Here is a 19,935-nt window from a genome sequence, read left to right as displayed (position 1 = left end):
GGGGGATAGTTGATGTTATTTTTGTTAAGAATCCAGATTGACCGGATCCCCCAGTTATCTATCACGCTTTGACTTGCACTATGCCGTCGCGAACCCGCGCATCAAAATGGGCAACCGAGCGCGTTTCATCTTCCAGACAGAAGCCATCATGCAGGCGAAAATGTTGTTTTTTCAGTGGGCTAGCTACCCACAAATCACCTTGATGTTCTGCAATTAATCCGCGCGACAGCACACTGGCCTGAGCGAAGGGATCAATGTTGCTAATGGCAAACACCTGTTCGTCGGCATAAGGCCGGAATACCGCGACTTGATGCTCACCAATCAGGCCACATACGCCGCTACCGGGCAAAATATCGGCTAATGGACAAAGTGGAATCCACTGACTCATAAGTTATCCTCCAGTTCCAGCACCCGAACAGGGATGCGTTCATCCGGACGGGCCGGGCGATGTTGTTCACGTTCAGGCACTACTTGTACATTCGGGTCACGTAGTGGGCTGTTGATAAAGTGGGCGAAACGGACTTGCGCCGCCGGGTTTTCGACGGTGACTTTCCATTCGCAGGTGACTTTGTCGCGCAGGCGGGCAATATCAGCTTCGAGTTGATCATTAATGCCCAGTTTGTCGTCGAGAATGACGGCACGCAGGTAATTAATCCCGCCTTCCAAACTTTCCAGCCATACTGAGGTGCGTTGCAGTTTATCGGCGGTGCGGATGTAGAACATCATAAAGCGATCGAGGTAGCGCATCAGGGTTTCTTCATCCAGATCCGCTGCCAGTAAATCTGCATGGCGAGGTTTCATCCCGCCATTACCGCAGACATACAGGTTCCAGCCGTTTTCGGTGGCAATAATCCCGACATCTTTGCCCTGTGCTTCAGAACATTCACGGGTACAACCGGAGACACCAAATTTCATTTTGTGTGGGGTGCGGATGCCCTTGTAGCGGTGTTCCAGTGCGACACCGAAGCCGACGCTGTCACCCACGCCAAAGCGGCACCAGGTGCTACCGACACAGGTTTTTGCCATACGCAGTGCTTTGGCATAGGCGTGTCCGGTCTCAAAGCCCGCTTCAATCAACTGCGCCCAGATAGCCGGTAGGTCGTCTTTTTGCGCGCCGAACATCCCGACGCGCTGTGAGCCGGTCAGTTTGGTGTAGAGATTATATTGTTTGGCAATGCGGCCAATGGCCAGCAGGCCGTCAGGTGTGATTTCACCGCCCGGTGAGCGCGGGATAACCGAGTAAGTGCCGTCTTTTTGGATATTGCCGAGGAAATTGTCGTTGGTATCCTGCAACGGGGTGTGTTGCGGCTCCAATATATATTCATTCCAGCAGGATGCCAGCAGTGAACCCACCGTCGGTTTACACACTTCACAGCCATAACCTTTGCCGTATTTTTCCAGCAGAGCATCGAAAGTTTTAATCTGTTCCACGCGAATCAGATGATATAGCTCTTGGCGCGAATAGGCAAAGTGTTCGCATAAATGATGATTAAATTCAATGCCTTGCTTGCTCAGTTCGGCATTCAACACTTGGGTCACTAAGGGAATACAGCCGCCGCAACCGGTACCGGCTTTCGTCGCCGATTTAAGCGCTGCTACGGTATGGCAACCCTGGCCGATGGCTTGAATAATGTCGCCTTTGGTGACATCAAAGCAGGAGCAGATTTGTGCGCTATCCGGCAGGGAATCAACCCCCATCGCTGGTTTACTGCCCGCATGAGCTGGCAAAATCAGGCTGTCGGGGTTTTCCGGTAGCTCAATATTATTCAGCGCTAATTGCAGCAGGTTACCGTAATCGCTGGTATCACCCACCAACACCGCACCGAGCAGTTTTTTGTTGTCAGCGCTGACCACCAGACGTTTGTAAATCTCTTTACTTTCATCGAGATAAACATAGCTCCGTGCGCCTTCAGTGCGACCGTGGGCATCACCAATCCCGCCGACGTCTACACCGAGGAGCTTGAGTTTGGCGCTCATGTCCGCGCCTTGGAAGGCATTTTCGCGCCCCAGTAAATGGTCAGCCGTCACCTGGGCCATTTTGTAACCCGGTGCGACCAGCCCGAAAGTCCGCTCTTGCCATGATGCACACTCGCCAATGGCGTACACATCCGGGTCGGAGGTTTGGCAATAATCATTGATAGCAATACCACCACGGCGCGCTGTGGCTAAACCGCATTGGTGAGCCAGTTTGTCTTGTGGGCGGATACCGGTGGAGAAGACGATAAAATCGACTTCCAACTGGGTGCCATCGGCAAACAGCATGGTTTTGCGGCTGTTTTGCCCGCTATGGACAATTTCTTGCGTATTTTTGCCGGTGTGAACTCTGACGCCCATGCGCTCAATCTTTTGACGCAGTTGGTCACCGCCCATTGGGTCAAGCTGTTCTGCCATTAATACCGGAGCAAACTCAATGACATGGGTTTCCACTCCGAGGCTTTTCAGTGCGCCTGCGGCTTCCAACCCTAACAATCCGCCACCAATGACTGCCCCGCGTTTGCTGCGACGGGTGCAAGCTTCAATGGCATTTAAATCTTCAATGGTGCGGTAAACAAAGCAGTCTTGCCCTTCGCTACCTTTAATCGGCGGGATCCACGGATAGGAGCCGGTCGCCATAATCAGCTTGTCGTAATACAGGGTACGGCCGCTGTTGGAGTGGATGACTTTTTCTTTGCGGTTAATGGTAATGGCGCGTTCGCCAACCAGCACTTTGACGCCGTGCTTTTCATAAAAACCTTCACGAACTAATGACAGTTCTTCCGCAGTGTGGTGGGAGAAGTAAGAAGAAAGATGAACCCGGTCATAAGCGATGCGCGGTTCTTCGCAAAAGACGGTTATCTCAAATTGATCTTTATCTGCTTTATCCAATAAGTCTTCAATAAAGCGGTGGCCGACCATACCGTTGCCGATGATGGCAAGTTTGACTTTGCTCATTTTTGCCTCAATTTTTAATTTTCTACCTTCACCTTAATCTTCCGCACGGCGCACTTATTGATGTAAATCAATTTGCCAGCCATATACCTCTAAGGTGGTAGATGGCTGATTTTTAACGTTTTTTATAAGTTGCGGATTTCATTCATGTTTGGCTGAATGGTTTCAGTTTGTGCTTTTTTATTTAATAAAATAAAACGCTGTTTTGGTAAAAGAAAATCGGGCGAGGGGTTGCGGGTCGGGTAAGCTAATGGGTAATGACCAAACGCGATTATGGAGTCATCTATGGCGGGCCAATCTTTAGCAAATCATTTATTAACCACCATCAATAATGTCCGCCTTAGCGGGCAAGCGGGGTTATGGCAGATAGCCATTGCGGACGGAAAAATCACCGCGATTGTGCCGCAACCGGAGCAGCCAGTAACCGGTGATGGGGTATTGGATGCCCAAGGTGGGCTGGCATTGCCGCCATTTGTGGAGCCGCATATTCATCTGGATACCACTCAAACCGCCGGGCAGCCAAGCTGGAACCAATCCGGCACCTTGTTTGAGGGTATTGAGCGCTGGGCTGAGCGTAAAGCCTTGCTGACCCGAGACGATGTTAAGCAGCGCGCCTGGAAAACATTGAAGTGGCAAATAGCCAATGGCATTCAGTATGTCCGCACCCATGTGGATGTTTCCGATCCTAGTCTGACGGCACTCAGTGCGATGTTAGAGGTAAAAGAAGAAGTTAGCCCATGGGTGGAGATGCAGATTGTCGCTTTCCCGCAAGAGGGGATTCTCTCCTATCCTGATGGTGCCGCGCTGTTGGAAGAGGCGCTGCGACTGGGGGCTGATGTGGTTGGTGCTATTCCTCATTTTGAATTTACTCGCGAATATGGCGTCGAATCGTTACATATCGCCTTTGCCTTGGCGCAAAAATATCAGCGGCTGGTGGATGTTCATTGTGATGAGATTGATGATGAGCAGTCGCGATTTGTCGAAACAGTGGCGGCATTGGCGCACCGGGAGAACATGGGCGCGCGGGTGACCGCCAGCCATACCACGGCAATGCATTCCTATAATGGTGCTTATGCCTCTCGGTTATTTCGCTTGCTGAAAATGTCCGGTATTAACTTTGTAGCCAATCCGCTGGTGAATATTCATCTGCAAGGGCGCTTTGACACTTATCCCAAGCGGCGGGGTATTACGCGGGTGAAAGAGATGCTGGCGGCACAGATTAATGTCTGTTTCGGTCATGATGATGTGTTCGACCCGTGGTACCCGCTGGGCACCGCTAATATGTTGCAGGTATTACATATGGGGTTACATATCTGCCAGTTGATGGGATACAGCCAAATCAATGATGGATTGAATTTGATAACCACCCACAGTGCCAGAACCCTGAATTTATCAGATTATGGTGTGCAGCCGGGTAACAGTGCCAATCTGATTATTCTGCCAGCAGAAAACGGTTTTGATGCGGTGCGGCGGCAAGTTTTGGTGCATTATTCCATTCGCCACGGCGTGGTGATAGCGAAGACGCAACTGGCTGAAAGCCGGATATATTTGGGGCAAGAAGAGACCGTGAATTTTAAATAAATGGGATTGCCCTGCACCGAGGTGGTGGCAGGGCAATTAAACAGCTAAATCAATGAGTCACGTGGCCGTGGCTGCGGTGTTTGGTGAAGAAGCCCAAAATCAGACACATCACAAACACCGTCAGGTACAAGCCGTTGGCGGTTGCCAGTGCGGCATGAACACCACTATTAGCCACAATCGGGCCAGTTACCACGAAGGTCAACATGGTGCCGACAGTACCGCAGGTCAGAATGAAGTTCACCAGTTTTGGTGAAGACACTTTGGTTTGCAGTGAACCTAGCGTAATCAGCGTGGTGTAAATGGCACTAGAGACAAAGCCCAACGCCAGAATGTAGTAGCTCAGGTGTTCTGGATTATCCGTACTGACAAACATGTACATCGCCAATGTTGCCAGCGCCGCTAACACGGTGACGATACGTTGCAGATCAAAGAAGCGCAGGATAAAGCTGAATACCCACATCCCAATCATGTAGGAAATCCAGAAGTTACTGACCAATTGGCCAGCCTGACTGATATCCATGTTGAAGGTTTTGGTGGCGTATTCCGGTACCCACTGGATGAAACCGAGTTGGCCCAGGATATAACACAGTGCGGCAATCGCCAGGAACAGCACGCCCACACCCCATTTTTCTTTCACCACAGGCTTGCTTTGATCGGTGGCTTTATGGCCCAGAACCGGGAATTCAGAGCACAATGTCAGCACGAAAATACCGACATACAACAAGCCGATGCAGGCATAGACCCAGTACCATTCGATATGGCGAGCCAGCAGCATCGCTGCGGCGACTGGGAAAATCATCCCAGCCATGCTGAAGAATGAGTCGGTGAACAGCAGGCGTGACCCGCGCTGACGTCCTTCATACATGTGGGTAATTAGGAAGGTACCTATCGACATGGTTATCCCGCTGACGACGCCGAGAATAAACATGCTGATGGAGAAGATCATCAGATTATGGCCAACCATTAATCCGGCAATCGCAATTAACATCAGAATAAAACCAAACACTAACTGACGTTTTAATGGAATGATTTCCATCAACCAGGCATTCAGGAAGATAGAGATCAAAATACCGGCATTAAGGAAAGTGAATGTGTTACTCATACTGGCAATAGGCAGATTGAAATACTCTGCGATATTTCCCATCACCATCCCGGTGACAATAACTAACGCACCGGTCAGCGCGTATGAAAAGTAACTGATCCAAGTGAGTCGAAGGCGATTGCTGTTATTCATAGATGGGGCCTGTGTCAGCATAATGTTAAGTCAATAATAGTAAGAGCATGTATAAAAAGCGCTCAAACCATTTCTGCACTGAGGCGGCGGATCCTAGCATAGGCATAGTGAGTTTTTGTGATTTACATTCAATTTTTAATGCAATGAGTGGGGCGTTATTGCGAAAAATAGTGAGGTGTCACAATTTGTAGTGGCGAGACATTGATAAATATTCTGAATATGACAGGAGATGAGGATATTTTGAGTCTGTTTTCACACCAGGAAAGAGTGGCAGGCAGATGCATGTTAATCAGCGCTGAATTTACATAAATGCTATTTTTTAGGCGGCATAACTGATTCGCGCATGATAATCGCAGGTGGGAAACTAGCATTGGGAATCAATGGGTTAATGAGCAGTTGAGTGGCATGTCGCGCCATTTCTACAATGGGGAAATGTAAGCTGGTTAATGCCGGGCTGACAAATGGAGCACGTTCGCCACTGTCATAGCAAAGCAATGAAATATCCTGTGGGACTTGCAAGTGATGCTTATTGATAGCCAGCAGGGCACCAATAGCCATTTCTTCGTTACAACAATAGATAGCGGTGGGGTGCTGTGGGCGCTTGAGGATCTCATCTGCACGTTGATAGCCGCTTTCCAGGTCATAAACCCCTTCCACACAAGCTACCGGCTCTAAACCGGCTAATTGCATCGCATCGATAAAGCCCTGACGCCGCAATTCACTGGAATGGCGCTGCGCTGAACCACTGATACAAGCAATGTGGCGATGGCCGGCATCAATAAGTACCTGTGTTGCCATTTGGCTGGCACGGCGATGATCAAAAGTGACACAGCGAGCTTCCAGGCCGGGAACCAGTCTATCCAATAAGACAAACGAACGGCCTGCTGCCGCTAACTGATGTAGCCTTTCATCACTGAGAAAACGCACATGCAGGATTAATCCATCGCAACGTAGGTTATACAGGCGCTGAATAGCCTGCCATTCCTTATCTGCGTTATCCCGCCCCTGAGTGACTAACAGCTGTTTACCCTGCGATTCGGCTTCAGTTTGGACGAAATCCATCAACGCCCCAAAAAAGCCACCACGGTAGGATGTGGTCACTAACCCCAGCGTATTGCTTTGGCTGGAGGCCAGTGCCCGTGCGGCAGGGTTCGGGGTGTAGCCCAAAACTGCGACCGCTTGTTCTACTTTTTCACGCGTTTGCGCTTTAACATTGGTATCACCATTGACCACGCGGGATACCGTAGCGCGGGATACCCCAGCTAATACCGCGACGTCTTCCAGTGTGACCATTGCTGACTCCAATCCCCTTCATACTTGAAGTTGCAGGGGGAACTGCAACTCCAATTACGTAGAGTATAAAATGAATGAATGTTACAAATCTGCGAACTGCGGCAAGTAAAGTTTATTTACTTGTAGAACATTGTCCAATAGTGGCTGAGCAATACTGGCGTTGCCAATCAGTGGGTTGGTCACCAATGCCAACAAAGCACTACGGCGATCGCCGTGCACTGCAGCTTCAATTGTCAGGCGCTCATAGGCTTTGACTTGCTGGGTTAGCCCATGCATGGCAACCGGTAAAGGGCCAAAAGTCAGTGGGTGTGCACCTTGCGCATCAACAATACAGTTGGTTTCTACCACGGAACCATCAGACAAACCACGAATCGCGCCACGGTTTGTCGTATTCACAACTAGTTGCGTACCTAAATTATTATGAATTGCACGAATAAGTTCCAGTGCGACTTCAGAATAAAATGATCCGCCACGGAAACTGAGTTGCTCCGGTTTGCTATCCAGATGTGGGTCAGCGTACAGATCAAACAACTCTTTTTCTACCTGCATCACTTGCTCTGCACGGGTGCCGCGTTCAGCCGCTGCGACTATTTCTTCTGCCAGCATATCTTGTGTCTGGTAGAAATAGCGATGATAAGGGCAAGGGATAGCACCCATTGCTCGCAGAAACTCCGGTGGCCATGGTGCTTCTTTGATGTTGTTCATGGTCAATGAGGCTCCGTCACACAACATATTTAGCACATCTGCGGTGACGTTTTTACCCTGCTGGAGCACTTCATGCACCCATACCATATGATTTAGCCCGGCGAAACGCAGCTGGATATCTTCATAAGGCGCATCCAGTAACTTCGCAATCATATGGTGCATACTGATCGGGACATTACACAGGCCAATAATCTTCGCTTTGCTATAGCGGGTTACTGCTTCGGTGACGATACCGGCTGGGTTGGTAAAGTTGATTATCCAGGCATCCGGTGCCAGCTTTTCAACTTTCGCAGCAATATCTAGCATAACCGGAATGGTACGGAGCGCTTTGGCAAAACCGCCGACACCTGTGGTCTCCTGCCCGAGTAAGTTATATTTCAAACCCAAACGCTCATCCGCTGCCCGTGCCGGGAGTTGGCCGACACGGAATTGTGTCAGAACGAAACTGGCACCTTCAATGGCGGTATCCAGTGAGAAGTGAACACTAACTTTCACCTGTTCCAACCCGTGACGATCCAGCATTCTGCGGGTCAGCGCGGCAATAATCTCCACTTTTTGACGACCTAACTCGACATCAGCCAGTGCCAGTTCGGTAACCGGCAGTTGGTCAATTCGCTGAATTAATCCATCAACTAGCTCAGGGGTATAACTACTGCCGCCGCCAATAATAGCAATTTTAAAGGTTTTCATATTTGGCCTCCAAATGAGTAAATTATAAATGAGAGCGCTCTCATTTGGGAGAAGACTAACGATTAACCAAAAACAAAATGGGATATTGCTCGCAAAAATGGCAGCCTGAGAGCAAGGAAATAAGCAAGACGTGATCCCGGTTGCAGAATTTCGGCATTGCCTGAGATTGGGGGGATGGTTTAGTTTAGCTAATTAATCTCTATGACGCGGTTTAACGGCCGAAGTGGTGAGTTTCCCGCAAAAATGCGTATTCTGTTACGTAAATAACCGTAAATGGGTGGCATTGAGCGGGTCAGCTCTCTAGAATCAAAGCGCTTTTCCGTTGTTCGCATCCCACAGAAAGGAACCGTTAATGTTCAAACGTACTTTAGTGACCTTCATTGCACTTTGCTCCCTAAGCGCCGTGGTGCCCGCAGCTTTAGCTGCCGGTGAACCTCATGTGTTGTTAACAACGTCGGTTGGGAATATTGAGTTGGAACTCAATAGCCAGAAGGCACCGGTTTCAACACAGAATTTCGTTGATTACGTCAACAACGGCTATTACAACAACACTATCTTCCACCGCGTTATCCCCGGTTTTATGATTCAGGGCGGGGGCTTTACTGCCGATTTCAAACAAAAGACGGCTAAAACGCCGATCAAAAATGAAGCAGATAACGGCTTGCGTAACCTGCGTGGCACCATTTCTATGGCCCGTACCGCAGATAAAGACAGCGCCACCAGCCAATTCTTCCTCAACGTGGCAGATAATGCTTTCCTCGATCATGGCCAACGTGACTTTGGCTATGCCGTGTTCGGTAAAGTGGTTAAGGGGATGGATGTGGTAGAGAAAATTTCTCAGGTTCAGACAGAAAACGTCGGGCCATACCAAAATGTGCCGGTGAAACCGATCACTATTCTGTCGGCAAAAGTTTTACCTTAATGATTTAGTTGTCAGCCTTCTTCCCCGAAGGCTGATATACCCTGCTAACATCCCATCCTCACCAGAAATTAATCCTTTTGCCTAACCAGGTTGCATATAATCAATTATCTGTCTCAGTTGGGGGTAACGGTTTATGAGTGAAGCATTGCTTATCGCGAAGGCACAGCCGGCACAGGATTTAGTGATTTTATCGGCATTGGCAAACCGTCATGGCTTGATTACTGGCGCGACAGGTACGGGTAAAACCGTCACGTTACAAAAAATGGCCGAGCAATTTTCCCGCATTGGCGTGCCGGTGTTTCTGGCTGATGTGAAGGGCGATTTATCCGGTATTGGTGTTGAAGGTGTTGAGTCAGAAAAGTTGCAAGCACGACTGGCGGCAATTGGGGTGACAGACTGGCAACCACAAGCTTGCCCGATTGTGCCTTGGGATATTTTCGCTGAAAAAGGCCACCCAATCCGAGCCACCATTTCCGATCTTGGCCCGTTGCTGCTGGGACGTTTGCTTGATCTCAATGAAGTGCAAAGTGGTGTGCTGCAATTGGTATTTAAAATTGCTGATGACAACAACCTACTGCTGCTGGACATGAAAGACTTACGCGCTATCGTGCAATTTGTTGGTGATAATGCAAAACAGTTCCGCACTCAATACGGCAATATTACACCCGCCTCGATTGGCGCTATCCAGCGCGGTTTACTGACTTTAGAAGAGCAGGGCGCTAACCAATTTTTTGGCGAGCCGATGTTGGACATTCACGACTTGATGCGAACTGACAGCAATGGGCAAGGGGTTATCAATCTACTGGCCGCTGACCGTCTGATTAATCAACCCAAACTGTATGCAATTTTTCTGCTGTGGTTGCTAGCTGAACTTTTTGAGCAATTACCTGAAGTTGGTGATGTCGATAAACCTAAATTAGTCTTTTTCTTTGATGAGGCCCATTTGTTGTTTACCGATGCCCCGACTGCGCTGGTGGATAAAGTTGAGCAAGTGGTACGGCTGATTCGCTCAAAAGGGGTTGGCATCTATTTCGTGACACAAAATCCATTGGATATTCCTGATAAAATTCTCGGCCAATTGGGCAATCGCGTGCAGCATGCTCTACGTGCTTTTACTCCACGGGATCAAAAGGCGGTTAAATCTGCGGCGCAAACCATGCGCGCGAACCCGGCATTCAGCGCCGAACAGGTGATTACCGAGCTGGGTGTCGGTGAGGCACTTATTTCCTTCCTTGATGAGAAAGGGCGGCCCAATATCGTTGAGCGCGCTATGGTGATTGCCCCACAATCTAAAATGGGCGCACTGGACACCGCAGCACGTAATCACGCCATCAATCATTCACCACTGTATGGCCGCTATGAAGAGATGGTGGATCGCGAGTCGGCTTATGAAAAGTTATCCGCCGGCGGTTCCTCCACCTTGGGAGATGCGGCTCCAGATGGTACGACAGCTTCGCAGCAGCCGAGTAATCAGGGTGGCGGATTGATGGATGGACTGAATGATTTGCTATTTGGTTCTACAGGCCCACGCGGTGGCAAACGAGATGGTATCGTTCAGACTGCGGCTAAAAGTATGGCGCGCGATCTGGGGCGACAAATTTTGCGCGGTGTTCTGGGGTCAATTACTGGTGGGCGCAAGCGCTAACCTGATTTTTTGGATATGAAATGCTGTTATTGATCGATAATTACGATTCGTTTACCTACAACCTGTACCAGTATTTTTGCGAGCTGGGCGCAGAGGTGGTGGTTAAACGTAATGATGAAGTGCAACTGGCTGATATTGAAAAACTATCACCTTCTCATTTGGTGATTTCCCCCGGCCCTTGTACCCCCAATGAGGCCGGGATCTCCCTGGATGCTATTCGTCATTTTGCCGGTAAATTACCCATACTGGGGGTTTGTCTGGGTCATCAGGCGCTAGGGCAGGCTTTTGGGGCGCGTATCGTGCGGGCGCGACAAGTGATGCACGGTAAAACCACGGCAATTCGCCACAGTGGGCAGGGTGTTTTCCGTGGGCTTAATCAGCCGCTAACGGTGACTCGTTATCACTCTTTAGTGATTGCCGCCGATTCACTGCCTGATTGTTTTGAATTGACCGCATGGACAGAACAAGACGGAGTAATGGATGAGATTATGGGTATCCGTCATCGCACCTTGCCACTGGAGGGGGTGCAGTTTCATCCGGAGAGTATTCTTAGCGAGCAAGGCCATCAATTATTAGATAATTTCCTTAAAAATTAATCTGTTGAGATCTACTTTACCAATTGGTTGATTTTTTGTTTGCCTGATTGTGATTTTTTATGCATATTTTGTGATTATATTTTCACATGTCAGAAATTGGCAGCTCAATGGTTTACCAGGGTGGATAGCGTAATGGCAGATAAATTAGCAGTAACTCGCAGTACATTCGATCAGGTTATTTTGCCTGTTTATGCACCCGCGCAGTTTATCCCGGTAAAAGGGAAAGGAAGCCGCGTGTGGGATCAACAAGGTACTGAATACATTGATTTTGCAGGTGGAATTGCTGTTACTGCCTTGGGTCATTGCCATCCGGCACTGGTGGCAGCATTGCATCAACAAGGTGAAATGTTATGGCATACCAGTAACGTATTTACCAATGAGCCAGCACTGCGTTTGGCCCAGAAACTGATTGCAGCAACCTTTGCCGATCGGGTGTTTTTCGCCAACTCTGGTGGTGAGGCAAATGAGGCGGCGTTTAAGTTAGCTCGCCATTACGCCATTGAACGCCATAGTCCTTATAAAACTAAAATCATTGCGTTCCATAATGCATTTCATGGTCGCACCCTGTTTACTGTATCCGTTGGCGGGCAGCCAAAGTATTCCGATGGGTTTGGCCCGAAACCGGCGGATATTATCCACGTGCCGTTTAATGACTTGGCTGCGGTAAAAGCTGTCATGGATGACCATACTTGTGCAGTCGTGCTGGAGCCTATTCAGGGTGAAGGTGGGATTACTGCTGCCACGCCTGAGTTTCTGCAAGGGGTACGTGCACTTTGTGACCAACATAAAGCGCTGTTGGTATTTGATGAAGTGCAAAGCGGCATGGGGCGCAGCGGTAAGCTGTTTACCTATATGCATTATGGTGTGACGCCAGATATCCTCACGACAGCTAAAGCTCTGGGGGGCGGGTTCCCTGTCAGCGCGATGCTGACCACAGAAGAAATTGCATCGGTGATGGCGGTAGGGACACATGGTACCACCTATGGCGGCAATCCTCTCGCCTGTGCGGTGGCAGAAGCCGCGTTGGATGTCATTAATACCCCTGAGGTACTTAATGGTATTGAACAGCGCCACGGCCTATTTGTGCAAGCTCTGCAAGATATCAATAACAAGTATCATGTGTTCAGTGATATTCGCGGCATGGGGTTATTGATTGGCGCTGAATTAGCACCGCAATATCATGGTCGTGCACGGGAGTTCCTGACTGCCGCGGCAGCGAATGGTTTGATGATCCTCAATGCCGGGCCAGATGTATTGCGCTTAGCGCCTTCGCTGGTGATTGAGCAAGAAGATATCCAGCAAGGTATGGCGCGTTTGGAACATGTTATTGCCAGCCTGGTGCAAGGGTAACTTTGCATTATGAAGAGGCTTTTTGGCCTGAGGTTAATGACAAAGTGCCCGTATCGGTGAAAACAGGCAGATCGTAAAGACGCCGTAAAATCGTCCCTGATGGCTCGACCCGCGCCATCCGTGGCGCGGACGCTTTACTCTTCTACCTGTCCTCACCTTGCAAGATCGAGTCGTTGGAGTTTGTCAGCAGTCTGAGGCTTTTTGGCCTCTTTATTTTTACGCTTTGCTGTGCAACTTGCGCCGACGCCAAATACCGTGGTGCGGCTGTTGTTGCCATGCCAGAGATGAAACGGTATGCATTACACTGAGATGTGACAAGATACGCCGTAAATTGCGTTCCGATTCAGATATTTGTGTATCAGGATCGATGTCTGGCATTTGCACAAAATCGTTATTCCCCTCACTGTTATCCGATTCCAATCGTTGCTGGCATTGCTGAATCGCCATCTCACAAAGCTGTAAATATTCTTCCGCCAATTTAACAGTCAGCTGAATGTGGCGTTTATCTGATTCTAGCGGTGATTCTTCCAATGGGTAAGCGCGAGTCAGGATGGTCATCTCATTGATATGCCCAACAATAAGCTCGCTATGAGTAGCCCATAGGCGCATGTCGGCCAAATATTTTGAGTTAAATCCGGGTTCTTGCATGGCCTGATTCAGTGAGCTCAGGACCGCATTGCTGGCTTTGTTCACCTGAATGCGTTCATAGGAGAGTTGCCCGATATCTGGATTAGGTTTCAGTAGGATGCGCAGGATCTTCTGATAACTCTCCAATGCTTGATGCGCATTCTTTCGCAGCAAACCGCTTTGCCACTGTGGCCACAGCCATAGTGCGCTGGCGAAGGCCAATGCACAGCCGATTAAGGTATCCAGCAATCGTGGAACTAAAAAGTCGGCGCCCTCTCCGGTCAATAATTGCAAGATATACACTGTAGTGATGGTTCTAAAGATGACTGACCAGCCATAGTTTTTGCGCTGAACCAGATAGGCTATCAATGTGATGAGCAACATAATGCTCAGCGTAGTCCCTTCCGGCATTTGAAAATGCAGCAGGGCCGCGGCGAGTAACAGCCCAATCAGAGTGCCCAAGGCTCGGTGGTGAATCCGAATTTTAGTGGCGTTATAGCCGTTTTGCGTCACCAACATGATGGTGAGTAAAATCCAATAAGGTTTAGGCAGATGGATCAGGCTACCAATATAACTGCCCGCTGCCAGCGTTACGCCCATGCGGCCTGCATCACGTAATGCGCTGGATTTAAATGATAGATAGCCAACAAGCGCTGGCCAGAATGGTTGAGATAGTTGGCTTGACATCAAATCGCGGTCATATTGCGGGCGCTGATCGCTCAGGATCTGGGTAATGTGGCTGATATGGTAATAGCAGAATTGTGCCACCGGATTATCAGGATGTTGCTGGGCAACCTCTTCCAGCTCGACCAGCGCATCACCGGCACTGAAATGGGTCTTCGCGCGGTGGTGATAGAGAATATTATCGGCGATGGTGCGCATTTGTGTTGAGATAATCTGCACATTACGTTCAAGGATGGCTTCTATTGAACTCTGCTCTATCAGCTCTTGCGCCTTTTCTGACTGATTCATCGCCGCAGTGATATGTTCCTGCAAATCAAGCGCCATCTGAAAGAGTATCAGTAGCCGCTTTTGCTCTTTTTTGGTGGCATTGGGTAGTAGATTAAACTGTTGATAAAGTTGGTTAATTTTATCCATAATACCTTGCTGCCTATCCAGCAGGGCTGGCATCGCTTTTTCCGCATCCTGGTGCTGACCAAGCAAAGAGTAGGCAGCATCGCAATAATCGGCCAACAGATGATAAAGCTGGCTCAGTGGCTCACGGATGGGCTGGTCTTTACATAACCGAAACCATAGCCAGGTAAATACCCCGTACCAGAGAGTCCCCACGGCACACATCAATGGCGCTTGCCAAATAGGCGCACGGCCTACCATGCTGAGACTAAAAATAGCGGCGATCAACGCTGCCGGGAGCAACCGGCCGTTGAGCTGGCTGATAGCACCACTTACCCCCAACGTTAATGCGAGACCAAGCATCACCACCGGTAATGGGATATCCCACAGCAGTAATTGTTGAGTCAGAAAACTACTGAAGGTAAAGAGTGTCCCGCCGACAATCAGCCGCCGGAAGAAATGTTGATGGGGAGTATCGAGCGAAGCAATATTACAGCAGGCGGGTATCAGGGAGAACATCAACCCCAGCCGCAATTCCCCCACGGCAAACCCCAATGCCGCCGGTAAGCAGAGAACCAGTGTTTGGCGGAGCGCATAATTAACTTCAGGATGATAAATAAGCCGTTGCCATTTCATGTAGGCCCCAGAAATTTATTAATCACACAAAAGAAAACCGGTGCCGAAGTAGCAGCACCGGTTTATAGGGAATTAACGGGTGCCGTAAACGACAATCGTTTTACCGTGTGCGGAGATCAGATTTTGATCTTCCAGCATTTTTAGTATCCGCCCCACAGTTTCGCGGGAGCAGCCAACTATTTGACCAATTTCCTGGCGGGTAATCTTTATCTGCATCCCATCTGGGTGGGTCATGGCATCAGGTTGTTTTGCCAGATTAAGCAGCGTTTGTGCAATGCGTCCAGTCACATCAAGGAAAGCAAGGTTACCCACTTTCTCAGATGTTATCTGTAAGCGATTCGCCATTTGTGAAGACAGGCGCATCAAGATATCTGGATTGACCTGAATTAACTGGCGGAATTTTTTGTAAGAAATTTCAGCCACTTCACAGGCAGTTTTTGCTCTGACCCAGGCACTACGTTCTTGGCCTTCTTCAAATAATCCAAGTTCGCCGATGAAATCTCCCTGGTTGAGATAGGAGAGAATCATCTCTTTACCTTCTTCATCTTTGATCAGCACCGCAACGGAGCCTTTCACGATGTAGTAAAGTGTTTCGGCCTTTTCACCTTGGTGAATTAGCGTACTCTTCGATGGATATTTGTGGATATGGCAATGAGACAGGAACCATTCGAGAGTCGGGTCTGTTTGTGGCTTGCCGAGAACCATTCGCTGTTATCCTCTGTTGTTATCGCTGCCTAACTTAACAGGGCTCAGAGTTCCCTGTACGGCGTGCTTATAAAATACACTTTCTCTTAGCATATTAATTTGCTCAACTGCCGAAAGGTATAGCCAAGATAGGTACCGGATAGAAACCCTTCACTGAGTATTGAGAAGCTACCCTATTTAATTCTAAAAACAATACTTTCGGTTCTGTTTGTAGCACAGGATGAGGCTAGTGTCTTGTGTTGTATCGCTTCAGCATGATGAACATCGGGTTACATTGCCAGTTTGTAAATGAAAGGGTAGTCTGAATCGGAAAATTTAACCGGGAGCAAGAGTTATGCAGGCACGTGTAAAGTGGGTTGAAGGGCTAACATTTTTAGGTGAGTCCGCTTCAGGTCATCAAGTTTTAATGGATGGGAATGCTGGAGACAAAGCCCCCAGTCCGATGGAAATGTTGTTAATGTCGGCCGGTGGCTGTAGTGCAATTGATGTCGTTTCTATCTTACAGAAAGGGCGTAACGATGTGCGCGATTGCGAAGTGACATTAACCTCGCAGCGCCGGGAAGAAGCACCGCGCCTGTTTACGCAAATTAACCTGCATTTTATTGTCAGCGGCAAAGGTTTGACGGATAAAATCGTTGAGCGTGCGGTTGAGCTTTCGGCTGAGAAGTATTGCTCGGTTTCTTTAATGTTGGGGAAAGCGGCGACTATTACCCACAGTTTTGAAATCCGTGACATCGCCTAAGCAAACCCTTCGTACTTGAAGCTGCAGGGTTGTTAGCTGCGCTCGCTCACCCGAATCACTTACTTATGTAAGCTCATCGGGATGAGTTCGCTTGCCGCCTACCTGCAGCCCCAACTACTTTGGGTTGGGATAGCATCAAATTATTTTTTCTTTCCAACAATTGCTTTACTGCAACGCCAAGGACGAAGGAGATTAGCCTATTTTTTTGCCTTCCAGTAGTTGCTGCACCAACGGCGCCATAATCAGCTCCATTGCCAGCCCCATCTTCCCGCCGGGTACCACCAATGTATTGATATTGGAAATAAACGACCCTTGCAACATTGCGAGCAAGTAAGGGAAATCGATTTGATCCAAACCTCTGAAGTGAATGACGACAAAACTTTCATCCAGTGACGGAATGGCTTTGGCGGCAAATGGATTAGAGGTATCAACCGTCGGAACGCGTTGGAAGTTAATATGGGTGCGTGAGAACTGTGGCGTAATGTAGTTAATGTAGTCATCCATGGACCGCACCACGGAATCCATCACCGCTTCACGGGAATGGCCGCGCTCCCCGGTATCGCGGACTAATTTCTGAATCCACTCCAGGTTGACTATCGGTACCACGCCGACCAGCAAGTCGACATGTTTTGCGACATCATGATGTTCGGTCACGACCCCGCCGTGCAGCCCTTCATAAAACAGCACATCAGTGGGTTCCGGCAGCGCCTCCCAAGGGGTGAATGTGCCTGGGATCTGGTTATAGGGCACGGCTTCATCATAGGTATGGAGATACTTACGTGAGCGCCCAGTTCCATGCTCGCCGTATTGCGACACACTCTCTTCTAACTGACCAAAGTCATTGGCTTCTGGGCCAAAATAGCTAATATGTCGGCCTTGATCCCGTGCCTTACGGATGACGGTATCCATTTCAGGACGGGTATAGCGATGGAAGCTGTCACCTTCAATTTGCGCTGCACGGATATTCAATTGCTGAAAAATTTTGCGAAACGCCAGACTGGTGGTGGTTGTCCCTGCGCCACTTGAGCCGGTGACGGCTATAACCGGATGTTTAATTGACATATTAGCTGTAACTCCATGGGGTTAGATCCTCAGTGGGCGGGCTTAAACGGTCTGTTTTTTCTTGTTAATGGTTATTTTTAGGGCAAAGTGCCCAGCTTGTCACCCTGATTTTACTTAGAGGATAGGGTAACAACGCATGGGTTATGGCAGCTCTTCTGCTCCGGCCCGAAAGGCGCCGCGTGGCATGATATTGATGGTTTCGTGTAGCTCTGACCAAACTAATACCGCCTCACCACTGACTAATTGACGGCGTACGTCTTCGACTTTTTGCTCCAATGAGCGCTCATGTTCGCCGTAATCCGTGCCTTCACGTAATACAAAGGCCTCCAGCAGATTATCCAGCGTTTCGCTGTCGACTTGCTGCCAGGGGATTATCATGATTGTTGCTCCAAATAAGGGGAAAGCCAGGCTGGAATACGTTGTTCCAACCACATTTGTGGATGTTTTAACGAGCCACTGACAAAACCGACGTGGCCGCCGTGCTCAGTGAGCTGATAATCAATATTGTCCGGTAACTGGTGTAGATTCGGGATAACTTCAGCGGTCATAAACGGGTCATCTTTGGCATGAATGATAAGCAGTGGCGTTGTAATTTGCGGCAATAGCGGTAAAGCGCTGCAACGGCGATAGTAATCCAGTGCATCATTGAAGCCATGTATTCTCGCCGTGATGACATCATCAAACTCTTTGATTCGCCGCAGGCCTTTCAGTTGAGGCAGATCTAAAGGCAGGCTATCGGGGTAATACAATAGCTTGCGGGTGGCATTCAATTTGAGTTGATTTAACAAATAGCGCTGATAGACACGCGAGAAACCTTGTTCCATGCGGTTGGCGCAAGGCTCCAGCATCAGTGGTGCAGAAACCACCACGGCTGCCTCTAATAAGCTCTCTTGCCCTTGCTCAGCCAAATAGAGCGCCAGCATATTGCCGCCCAAAGAGACACCAACCGCTGCAGTGGGCACCTGACCATAGCATTCCCGCAACCAACGCAGAAAAAAGCGCGCATCTTCTGTTTCACCGGAGTGATAAATGCGTGACTTACGATTTGGCTCGCCACTGCATCCGCGAAAATGCATCACCACACCCAGCCACCCTTTGTCTTGCCAGGCGCGCAGCAAACCGTGGGCATAGGGGCTGTAAAAATTCCCTTCCAGCCCGTGGAATAGCACCACTCTGGGTTTATCCCGTGCCAGCTCGGGGTTTTCACTCCAGGCCAGATCGACAAAATCCCCATCGGGCAATTCCAGCCGTTGCCAAAAAGGTTGCAGTTGCACCCTCCGCCTGACCAGCCGTGGCAGCAGCGTTTGCAGATGTGGATTGCTGGCACCGGCCAGCGGGCGAAATATTTCATGCATATTGTGAATGGAAATCATGTCGTTGCTCTTGTGTGATCAATAGCACACTGTTAGCTTCATGGGTATATCGCGCATCATTTTGGGTGAGAGGCACCCGTCTCATGGAACTGAGTTTATTTCTTTCAATGGTAGGTTTTCTCTGGGTTGCCGCTATCACCCCCGGCCCAAACAATATGCTGTTAACTTCAGCTGGGGCCAATTTTGGTTTTATGCGATCTATCTGGTTGATGTTAGGCATTATGTTAGGCATGCAAAGCATGCTATTGCTGGTGGCGTTTGGTGTCGGTGGCCTGATTCTGATTTACCCCTCCTTGCACTTAGTTCTGAAAATCCTGGGTAGTCTTTATCTGCTATGGCTGGCATGGAAAATTGCCACTTCGGCCTATGAAAAATTAGAAACCAATGTTGTTCCACCAAAACCGCTGCGTTTGTATCAAGGGTGGTTATTGCAGTTCCTTAACCCAAAAGCCTGGTTGATGGGATTAGGGTCAGTTGCCAGCTTCAGCATGGCAGGGGCGGCCTATAATCATTCGATCTTAATGATCAGTCTTGGCATGTTTATGGTGAATCTGGTGGCCGGTATCATTTGGCTGGGTTTTGGAGCATTGATCGGCCGTCTGTTACGCAGTCGCCGGGCATGGTTTACCTTTAATATTGCAATGGGCTTGCTGACGGCGGCCTGTGTGCTGCTTATTTGGCATTGATCATACTCGTCATACTTCAAGCTGCATGTGCGTTGGCTGCTTTCGCTTACCCCAGTCACTTACCTGAGTAAGCTCCTGGGGACTTA

Annotated in this window: 17 protein-coding genes; 7 read left to right on the top strand and 10 right to left on the bottom strand. The window is 49.1% G+C overall.

Going from position 1 to position 19,935, the window contains the following annotated elements; translation table 11 throughout:
- Positions 1–61 precede the first annotated feature (61 nt).
- Positions 62–388: a nitrite reductase small subunit NirD gene (nirD, locus tag FGL26_RS14550; RefSeq protein WP_005159717.1), complete on the bottom strand. Its 327-nt coding sequence runs from the start codon at positions 386–388 to the stop codon at positions 62–64.
- Complete coding sequence (gene nirB / locus FGL26_RS14545) at positions 385–2,931, bottom strand: nitrite reductase large subunit NirB (RefSeq protein ID WP_005174685.1); 2,547 nt, start codon at positions 2,929–2,931, stop codon at positions 385–387. Before nirB ends, nirD begins: the two co-directional genes overlap by 4 nt.
- A gap of 282 nt (positions 2,932–3,213) precedes the next feature.
- On the opposite strand from nirB, the gene FGL26_RS14540 reads away from it, so the two are divergent.
- Complete coding sequence (locus FGL26_RS14540; protein ID WP_005174683.1) at positions 3,214–4,509, top strand: cytosine deaminase; 1,296 nt, start codon at positions 3,214–3,216, stop codon at positions 4,507–4,509.
- Positions 4,510–4,558: 49 nt separating this feature from the next.
- On the opposite strand, the gene tsgA is transcribed toward FGL26_RS14540, so the two are convergent.
- The 3 genes from tsgA to FGL26_RS14525 all read right to left on the bottom strand — a co-directional run bounded on the left by tsgA (position 4,559) and on the right by FGL26_RS14525 (position 8,431).
- Positions 4,559–5,743 (bottom strand): MFS transporter TsgA, encoded by a 1,185-nt coding sequence (gene tsgA, locus FGL26_RS14535; protein ID WP_005174681.1) that lies wholly within the window; start codon positions 5,741–5,743, stop codon positions 4,559–4,561.
- Between the two features lie 312 nt (positions 5,744–6,055).
- Positions 6,056–7,036 (bottom strand): LacI family DNA-binding transcriptional regulator, encoded by a 981-nt coding sequence (locus FGL26_RS14530; RefSeq protein WP_005174679.1) that lies wholly within the window; start codon positions 7,034–7,036, stop codon positions 6,056–6,058.
- Positions 7,037–7,117: 81 nt separating this feature from the next.
- Positions 7,118–8,431, bottom strand: coding sequence for a 6-phospho-beta-glucosidase (locus tag FGL26_RS14525; RefSeq protein ID WP_005174677.1), 1,314 nt, complete (start codon positions 8,429–8,431; stop codon positions 7,118–7,120).
- 352 nt (positions 8,432–8,783) lie between these two features.
- Here FGL26_RS14525 and ppiA point away from each other — a divergent pair, with 352 nt between their 5' ends.
- The 4 genes from ppiA (at position 8,784) to argD (ending at position 12,944) form a co-directional block, all read left to right on the top strand.
- Positions 8,784–9,353 carry a peptidylprolyl isomerase A gene (ppiA, locus tag FGL26_RS14520; protein WP_005159741.1) on the top strand — a complete coding sequence of 190 codons (570 nt, stop codon included), beginning with the start codon at positions 8,784–8,786 and terminating at the stop codon, positions 9,351–9,353.
- 133 nt (positions 9,354–9,486) lie between these two features.
- The gene (locus tag FGL26_RS14515; protein ID WP_005174675.1) at positions 9,487–10,998 is read left to right on the top strand and encodes a helicase HerA-like domain-containing protein; all 1,512 of its coding nucleotides are present in this window, start codon (positions 9,487–9,489) and stop codon (positions 10,996–10,998) included.
- 20 nt (positions 10,999–11,018) lie between these two features.
- Positions 11,019–11,594 carry an aminodeoxychorismate synthase component II gene (locus FGL26_RS14510; protein ID WP_005174674.1) on the top strand — a complete coding sequence of 192 codons (576 nt, stop codon included), beginning with the start codon at positions 11,019–11,021 and terminating at the stop codon, positions 11,592–11,594.
- Positions 11,595–11,726: 132 nt separating this feature from the next.
- Complete coding sequence (gene argD, locus FGL26_RS14505) at positions 11,727–12,944, top strand: bifunctional acetylornithine/succinyldiaminopimelate transaminase (protein ID WP_005174672.1); 1,218 nt, start codon at positions 11,727–11,729, stop codon at positions 12,942–12,944.
- A 216-nt stretch (positions 12,945–13,160) separates the two neighbouring features.
- On the opposite strand, the gene FGL26_RS14495 is transcribed toward argD, so the two are convergent.
- The gene (locus tag FGL26_RS14495; RefSeq protein ID WP_005174670.1) at positions 13,161–15,281 is read right to left on the bottom strand and encodes a YccS/YhfK family putative transporter; all 2,121 of its coding nucleotides are present in this window, start codon (positions 15,279–15,281) and stop codon (positions 13,161–13,163) included.
- Between the two features lie 72 nt (positions 15,282–15,353).
- A complete protein-coding gene (gene crp, locus FGL26_RS14490) occupies positions 15,354–15,986 on the bottom strand; it encodes a cAMP-activated global transcriptional regulator CRP (RefSeq protein WP_002212297.1) in 633 nt (210 codons plus the stop codon).
- A 334-nt stretch (positions 15,987–16,320) separates the two neighbouring features.
- Here crp and FGL26_RS14485 point away from each other — a divergent pair, with 334 nt between their 5' ends.
- On the top strand, positions 16,321–16,728 hold the full coding sequence (locus FGL26_RS14485) for an OsmC family protein (protein ID WP_004391459.1): 408 nt from the start codon (positions 16,321–16,323) through the stop codon (positions 16,726–16,728).
- Between the two features lie 192 nt (positions 16,729–16,920).
- Here the strand turns inward: FGL26_RS14485 and FGL26_RS14480 are convergent, their stop codons facing one another.
- From FGL26_RS14480 to FGL26_RS14470, 3 genes are all read right to left on the bottom strand, one after another.
- Complete coding sequence (locus FGL26_RS14480) at positions 16,921–17,790, bottom strand: phosphoribulokinase (protein WP_005159760.1); 870 nt, start codon at positions 17,788–17,790, stop codon at positions 16,921–16,923.
- A 141-nt stretch (positions 17,791–17,931) separates the two neighbouring features.
- A complete protein-coding gene (locus FGL26_RS14475; protein WP_005174667.1) occupies positions 17,932–18,168 on the bottom strand; it encodes a YheU family protein in 237 nt (78 codons plus the stop codon).
- Complete coding sequence (locus FGL26_RS14470; RefSeq protein WP_005174664.1) at positions 18,165–19,145, bottom strand: hydrolase; 981 nt, start codon at positions 19,143–19,145, stop codon at positions 18,165–18,167. The genes FGL26_RS14475 and FGL26_RS14470 overlap by 4 nt, the downstream gene beginning before the upstream one ends.
- 101 nt (positions 19,146–19,246) lie before the next feature.
- On the opposite strand from FGL26_RS14470, the gene FGL26_RS14465 reads away from it, so the two are divergent.
- The gene (locus FGL26_RS14465; RefSeq protein WP_138060246.1) at positions 19,247–19,849 is read left to right on the top strand and encodes a LysE family translocator; all 603 of its coding nucleotides are present in this window, start codon (positions 19,247–19,249) and stop codon (positions 19,847–19,849) included.
- Positions 19,850–19,935 lie beyond the last annotated feature (86 nt).

Source organism: Yersinia enterocolitica subsp. enterocolitica, from assembly GCF_901472495.1.
Lineage (GTDB): Bacteria > Pseudomonadota > Gammaproteobacteria > Enterobacterales > Enterobacteriaceae > Yersinia > Yersinia enterocolitica.
This window is presented reverse-complemented; position numbering and strand designations above follow the sequence as displayed.